At 39.1% G+C, this 7,412-nt stretch carries 4 protein-coding genes; 1 reads left to right on the top strand and 3 read right to left on the bottom strand.

The features are described from left to right. The 3 genes from IEV18_RS03785 to IEV18_RS03775 all read right to left on the bottom strand — a co-directional run. Window positions 1-640, bottom strand: a 640-nt coding sequence (locus IEV18_RS03785) for an IS1634 family transposase N-terminal domain-related protein (RefSeq protein ID WP_505625246.1), incomplete at its 3' end; no start/stop codon positions are given. A gap of 203 nt (window positions 641-843) precedes the next feature. Continuing rightward, on the bottom strand, window positions 844-3,618 hold the full coding sequence (locus IEV18_RS03780; RefSeq protein WP_188391044.1) for a DNA methyltransferase: 2,775 nt from the start codon (window positions 3,616-3,618) through the stop codon (window positions 844-846). A gap of 309 nt (window positions 3,619-3,927) precedes the next feature. Beyond that, complete coding sequence (locus IEV18_RS03775; RefSeq protein ID WP_188391043.1) at window positions 3,928-6,099, bottom strand: DNA topoisomerase III; 2,172 nt, start codon at window positions 6,097-6,099, stop codon at window positions 3,928-3,930. Between the two features lie 199 nt (window positions 6,100-6,298). On the opposite strand from IEV18_RS03775, the gene ytaF reads away from it, so the two are divergent. After that, on the top strand, window positions 6,299-6,925 hold the full coding sequence (gene ytaF / locus IEV18_RS03770) for a sporulation membrane protein YtaF (RefSeq protein WP_188391042.1): 627 nt from the start codon (window positions 6,299-6,301) through the stop codon (window positions 6,923-6,925). The last annotated feature ends 487 nt before the right edge of the window (window positions 6,926-7,412 follow it).

Genomic DNA, 7,412 nt, shown 5'->3' with positions numbered 1-7,412 from the left:
CCGGGGTTTCGTCGGGAGCGACTTCAAAGTAACTGGATGTCGTATCGAAATAGAGAAGATCAACTTCCAGATTGAACAGGTTGGAAACATTGTCAAATACACGATCTTCCAACCAACTTTGGGCATCCAATAACTCGTCCATGGCACGGTAAAGCTGATGGCAATGAACACTTGGAAGCCCAGGGAGATAGACATCTTCGGATATCCATTCTTCCATTCCTAAATTACTGGAAGGGGCAAGCGCACGGTTTGCGACCATTGCAAAAATGGCACGTTCTAAATTGATTTCGTGCTTGCGCTCTTTAAAAATCTCTTCGAGAATCGTATCCATCCCTAATTTTTTCCAAAGTTGATCAAATAGCCAAATGCCACCCAGTTGCTTGACAGACCGGAATAAAAATTGAGTTGTATCTCTAATTTTTTGTTGCGACTTCAGTGCCTCTTCGGGTGTGAGGAATCGATTGATACTTTGGGCCAGTCGTTCGAGTACGGCCATATCGAGATCATCTTCACGACCGAATGAATAGATCACCTTCGCTTTCGCATATTTGGCCTTCGGATCCCACACGTTATGAGCGAGCTGAATGTACGAAACTCTTGATCCATCTTTGTTTTTGCGAGTCACCCTTCTAATATACATGCCTATATTATAATTCATAAACATTATAATGTAAACACAAATTTTATTAAACGTGTGCCTATGTAAAATTCAAAAAATTTTAAGCACAAATCCACGAAAAGATTGATATCATAGGAAATACATTTTATTAAAAAGTGAATTTGTGCCTATTTACTGTCGAACTCGGGATTAAGAGGCCAGATAAAATTGAATTTTTTTTACCATTACGAAATATTTTTTGTCATTTCGTTATACATTTTAAATAACTTTTCAACAGCATCACTTTCTTTAGTTATTCGTACATCCATTCCATATATACGCATTACTAATCGGTCATTATCTTGATGAGCTTTTCGTAGTTCTGGTGGCATAATTAATTCATTATATAGATCCGCTAAAGACATTTCTGGATATAGCTCTCTTGCTTTTAATATGTTATCTGCTGTTTTTGTAAGTTTTTCTTTTTGTTCTTCTGTTAATTGTATCCATGGAAAATTATTATAGACAATAGATGCCGAGTATCTATAATCACTTTTTAATCTACCGGCTACAGTTCTCATCCAAGACATATGGACATTTGATGAAAGTATTGCAAAATGATATTTTGATGCATTCGGTATAATTAAAACTGCATCACTCGCAATAACATTTTTATCTAAATATCCAATTGGAATATATCTTCTATTTTCTGACGAAACTCTAGGAACAATTAAATAATGCGTGTTTGGTTGACGAATTTCACCAAAAGCATAGGGTTTTTTAGCCAATTCCTGAGTGTTCTTTCTTTTACTATTTAAACGATGTTCTTTTACCTTTTTTATTCGTTCCATGATAGGATTGATATTACTAATCAAATTCAAATCCTTTGGTTCTATCCATAAACAATATCGTTCTATTCCATTTATATATTCTCGTGACCCTACGAATCTTTTTATTACTTGTTTAGATTGAGGATAATTTTTAATAAGCTCGTCTTTTTCTTCGGGTGTTAAAATTAAATTTCCACCATCATTTGGCATACTGCCGAAAACCATTTCAGGTACTTTACTTATTGCACTTCGTCTATTTTCAATAAAAACATTTGGAGCATCTAGTAAATACCCATTTATATTATTTGCCAGCTCGACTTGTTCTTTAGAAACATATATTTTCTTATCTCTATTTTCAACTTGAGAAAAGCCAATAATAACACAATGTACGGCTGCTTTATCTATTGCTTCACTATTCCAATTAAAAGTGCGGTAAGCAAAATTAATAACGATATTATATTCTTCCATTAAATACTTCCATAGAATAGGTACTTGTTGTCCTTGTGTAATTGAATTAGTTGATACAAAGGCGCACTTAATATTTGATTGATTAATAAATTGAGCGGCTTTTCCATACCAACCTACAACATAGTCTAAATTCCCTACACCGTTTAATTTTCCAAAAACGTCTTTCAATTCATTTGTTTGTTTTTCGCTCATCAATCTTGCACCGACAAATGGAGGATTCCCAATAATATAATCCAATTCTCTTTTATCAATAACATTATTCCAGTTCATTTCTAAAGAATTGCCCTGAACAATGTTCGTGTAGGATTCAAGAGGTAAAAATTCCATATTCGCATAAATTATACTTTGTGTTTCTTCAAACATTTGACTTTCTGCAATCCAAAGAGCGGTTTTCGCAACTGAAACAGCAAAATCATTTATTTCTATCCCATAAAATTGATTAAGCTTTACTTGTATTAAATTTTCAACATCAAGCCGTACATTATCCTCCATATATAGTTTTATAGCTTCGTTTTCTAATTTCCGCAATGCTAAATAAGTTTCTGTTAAAAAGTTCCCAGACCCTGCAGCTGGGTCTAAAAATTTTAAACTACCTAATTTTTTTTGGAACTCCTTAGCTCGTCTTCTGATCGTTGCTGGTTGTTTATATTGTTTAATCTCATTTAATTCATTTTTTAAATCATCTAAAAATAATGGATCAATTACTTTATGAATATTTTCTATGGATGTATAATGCATACCGCCATCTCGTCTTAGTTCTGGATTTAGTGTACTTTCAAATACAGCTCCAAAAATGGTTGGGCTAATTTCCGACCAGTCAAACCCGCTCGATGCATTATCTAATATTAACTCTCTTAATCGTTCATTAAACTGTGGAATTTCAATATCCGTATCTTTAAATAAATCCCCATTAACATAAGGAAATCTTGCTAATGTTTCATCTAAATATGGATCTCTTTCATCTTCTTTTGTATTTAACACTTCAAACAAGTCAATGATTGCGTTTCGAAAATGTCTTGCACTGAATTCAGATAAATAATCATATAGTATCCCTTTTTTCCCAAAAAGTCCGGCATCTTCGGCATAAAAACAAAACACAAGACGAACGCATAATTGATTAATACTTTTTAGAGTATCTGGATTTTCTGGTTCTTTATATTGCTTTAATAACTCGTCATAAATCTTACCAATCAATTCACCTGCTTTAATAGATACCTTTGTTTCTTTTTCAATTTGAATATTTGTTTTTTCAACAAGCATTTCTAATCTATAATATTCATTTTTAAGGTTCTCTAATTTAACAACTGCAGGTTCAGAATTAGGTTTTTCCATGTCATAAATATAGAACTCTTTGAAATTACAAGTGATAATCCATCTTGGCCTTTTTGAATAAGGTAATGATGCAGAATAACGCAAAGCTTGCTGAAATGGTGTTAAATAACTTCCATCTGATTGCCTTATTCCTTTATTTAAATCCCTATCTCTTCCTTTTTGTTCAATTAAAACTTTTGTTTTCTCGATATATCCATCGATAAAACTAGTTTTATCCATCATATTTTGGATTGAATCCTCAAAGCTAATATACTCAACAGGATTTTCAATTCCGTAAACGTTTTGCAATAAATCTAACCAAAAGGATTGACTATCTTGACGTTCATTTCCGCGATTAGCCCATCTATTATAAAACTCTTCAGCTGCTTTTTTACGTTCTCTTATATTCATTTCAATCCCCCTTTGATTACGATAAATCGACATGGATTCGTTATTCTTAAAATTTCTATTATTTTTTTCATAAATCTGTTGCAACAATTTAAAATATCTAAAATAATTCTCGCAGTTTCATTATCTACCTCGGTTTCACTTTCATTATTAATCAATCGATTTCTTTGATTTCATAATTGATGATAACGTCCAAAAATATAATTAGACAATATCCAATTCAAATTCCTCTTGGCTTTTTTTAATAAACCTTTCGTCGATAGATAAAATCATTTTTGGAGATTTGTTCTTTTCGAAGAAACAGACAACAGATTATTGCTTTTTCTTCAGCTTTGCCAGCTGTTCGGCCAGGGCGTTGTTCGTAAATCCGTCATCCTGTTTTTTCAAGTACTTTTGAATATCTCTTCGGGAGACGTTTCCTTGCCTTTCCTTATTGCGCCGTTCCTGGAAGGCAGAAACTTTTTCCCGATAGCCGCATTTGCAGACGAACAATTGGCCTTCTCCTTCGCCCCGCAGTTCCATCCGCTTATGGCAGTTCGGACAGCGGGCGTTCGTCTGTTTCGCAATATTTTTCTTATAGCCGCAAGAACGATCTTGACAGACGAGCATACGGCCTTTTTTGTTTTTCACTTCCAGCATCAGCTTGCCGCAGTTCGGACATTTCGTTCCCGTCATATTGTCGTGCTTAAAGGTCGCATCAGCAGCTTTAATTTCCTGAACGATTGCCTTCGTATAGTCTTTAATCTCTGCCAGAAATTGTTCCTTCTTCAGCTTCCCGTCGGCGATAAGGGTTAGTTTTTGTTCCCACTGGGCAGTCAGTTCCGGAGAACGCAAATCTTCCGGAACTAAATCGAGCAGCTGCTTTCCTTTCGACGTAAGGTAAATATATTTTCCCCGCTGTTCCATATACATGCTGTTAAAAAGCTTGTCGATAATGTCCGCCCGAGTGGCAACTGTGCCGATTCCACCAGCGTCATGGAGGGTTTGGGCCAATTTTTTATTTTTGTTCTCCATATATTTCACCGGATTTTCCATCGCCTGGAGCAGCGTGCCTTCGGTAAAGGGCTCCGGCGGTTTCGTTTCCCCCTCCGTTAGATACATTCGGAGAACTCCTAACGTATCCCCGGCTTTGACCGCAGGAATCAATTGATGCTGTTCTTCTTCCTCATCCATCTGCTTGTTCAGCTCTTTCCATCCTAATTGCTGCACATTTTTTCCTTTGGCTGCGAAACGTTCCTTGCCGATTTTCACTTCCAGCATCGTTTCTTCATATACATACGGGTCCATTAGCACAGCATAAAATCGCTGGACGACAAGGTCATAAATTTTTCGTTCGTCTCCTGTTAAATCGGAAAGCACAACCGGTTCTTCCGTCGGAATGATGGCGTGATGGTCGGAAACCTTCGCATCATCAACGACAGATTTCGGCAAATTCCATTTTTTCTGCAGCAGTTTTGCCGCTATCGGCTTATAAGCATCAACCGCAGTCGCCCGGATCCGCTCCTTTAAGGTCGGGACGATGTCGCTCGTAATGACGCGGGAATCAGTCCGGGGATACGTTAATACTTTATGATTTTCATATAACCGCTGCATGACAGACAACGTCTTCTTCCCGGAAAATTGAAAGATCCGGTTGGCATCCCGCTGCAGTTCCGTTAAATCATACAATTGGGGAGCATGCTTTTTCTTTATCTTCTTCTGGACGCTCGCCACAATTGCTTTTTGATTTTCCAGCGCTTGCAGAAGTTTTTCCGCCCGTTCCTTCTGGAAAATCCGATCATTGTTATGTCCGTCCTTCCACTGGAAAGTGAGGCCACCATTCGTTTTCGCCTCGATTTTGTAAAAGGTTTTCGGCGTAAATTCACGAATTTCCTTCTCCCGGGCTGCGACCATGGCAAGGGTTGGTGTTTGCACCCGGCCGCTGGAAAGCTGGGCGTTGTATTTCGTCGTCAATGCCCTTGTGGCGTTTAGCCCGACGTACCAGTCAGCGGCAGACCGGGCAACAGCGGAATGATACAAGTTTTCATAGGCTTTCCCCGGTTTTAGTTTGCGGAATCCGTCCCGAATGGCCTTATCTGTAACGGAAGAAATCCAAAGCCGTTTGATCGGCTTTCGTACCTTTGCTTTATCGATAATCCAGCGGGCGACCAGCTCCCCTTCTCTCCCGGCGTCGGTAGCAATGACAATTTCACTGACATCTTTCCGGCGCAGCTGCTGCTTTACCGCCTGGAACTGTTTTCCCGTTTTTTTAATGACCACTGTCTTTAGCGGGGACGGAAGCATCGGCAAGTCTTCCATCCGCCAAGTTTTATACCGGTCATCGTACATTTCCGGATCGGCCAGCGTGACTAAATGGCCGAGGGCCCACGTAACAATATATTTTGCTCCTTCCAAGCAGCCGTTGCCTTTTTTATTGCATTGGAGCACTCTGGCAATATCCCGGCCGACGGAAGGTTTTTCTGCTAATACTAACGTTTTGCTCATAGAAAAATTCCCTTCTGCAATTCCTTTTTACTATATAACTGTACCATAATTAAAAGCGGAATGCTCCATCGGAAATTCGCGGGTTTTCAGCAAGTTCAAAATGTTTACAGAAGGCAAAATGTGCGCACATCCTTTCTTCTGTTTCCATACACTATGTTAGGTTTGTGCTTGCAGTTTCAGAAGTAAAGGATGAACGCAAATGCTATATTATACCGGGTTGCTATTATTAGTCATTGCGGTAAGCATGGATGGACTCGGTGTCGGAATAACGTACGGCATGCAAAAAGTTCGTGTTCCATTTGCCGCGCTGTCTATTATTATGATTTGTTCCGGGATGGTCATCCTCCTTTCGATGACAATCGGAACAGTACTCGAACAGTTTCTTTCCGCTGCCATCGCCAAAATGATCGGCGGCGTCATTTTAATCGGAATTGGTCTTTTTTCTCTCGTCAACGTCATCCGCTCCCAGCGGAAAAGCAGGCAGGAACATGAGCCAGAAAAACCTGAAGGAACGTTGCATGACATAAAAACGGTCATTCTCACTCCCGATAGAGCGGATTTGGACCGGTCAGGGACGATTTCCATCGGGGAAGCAGTTCTCCTCGGTTTTGCCCTTGCCCTTGATGCCTTTGGCGCTGGAGTCGGAGCTTCCCTATTAGGCTATTCGCCCTTCGTCACAGCTATTTTCATCGCCACGATGAGCGGACTCTTTTTAACGTGCGGCATGAAAATTGGAATGTTCCTGTCGAAAAGCGAAAAATTGCGGCGGCTTTCCTTTCTTCCCCCTACTTTGCTGATTGGTCTGGGAATTATTAATTTATTGTAAGGCTTTGTAGCTCCCCCTGCACTTTCTCACAGGAAGACATGAAATTCTTTTACGGATTAAAAATTTTAGAGTCCGGATGGGTGGTTCCAGGGACAAGCGGATGATTACTGGGATGGGCGGAAGATTATATGACAGGATGGAAGATTCTTAACGCTTTTGGAACATGTAGGAAAGGTTTTGCCGATTCTCCTAAATAATGGAAGATTTTTCGTGCATTTTGGAAGATTTTCCTCTTGTTTTGGCTGATTTATCCTCTTCTTTGGAACATTTCCCGATCATTTGGCCGATGTCGTACCCCTTTGGCAGATATCGCTCCCGAACGGAAGATTAGAAAAAGAACTAAATGGAAGAGTTGGTCTTCGTTTGGAAGATTCCTAACCGGATTGGACGATTTCACCTTGCAATGGACGATAACTCCATACAGCGGAAGATTTCACCTTGCAATGGACGAAAACTCCATGCATTGGAAGGCTTCACCTTGCATTGA

The sequence above is a fragment of the Compostibacillus humi genome (genome assembly GCF_014637175.1).
GTDB lineage: Bacteria > Bacillota > Bacilli > Bacillales > Amphibacillaceae > Oceanobacillus > Oceanobacillus humi.
The sequence above is the reverse complement of the archived record's forward strand: the minus strand, read 5'-3'. Positions and strand labels throughout refer to the sequence as shown.

Coding starts and splice junctions, on each gene's coding strand:
- IEV18_RS03780 (WP_188391044.1), bottom strand. CDS start 3,618: ATGAATATAAGAGAACGTAAAAAAGCAGCTGAAGAGTTTTATAATAGA.
- IEV18_RS03775 (WP_188391043.1), bottom strand. CDS start 6,099: ATGAGCAAAACGTTAGTATTAGCAGAAAAACCTTCCGTCGGCCGGGAT.
- ytaF (WP_188391042.1), top strand. CDS start 6,299: ATGCTATATTATACCGGGTTGCTATTATTAGTCATTGCGGTAAGCATG.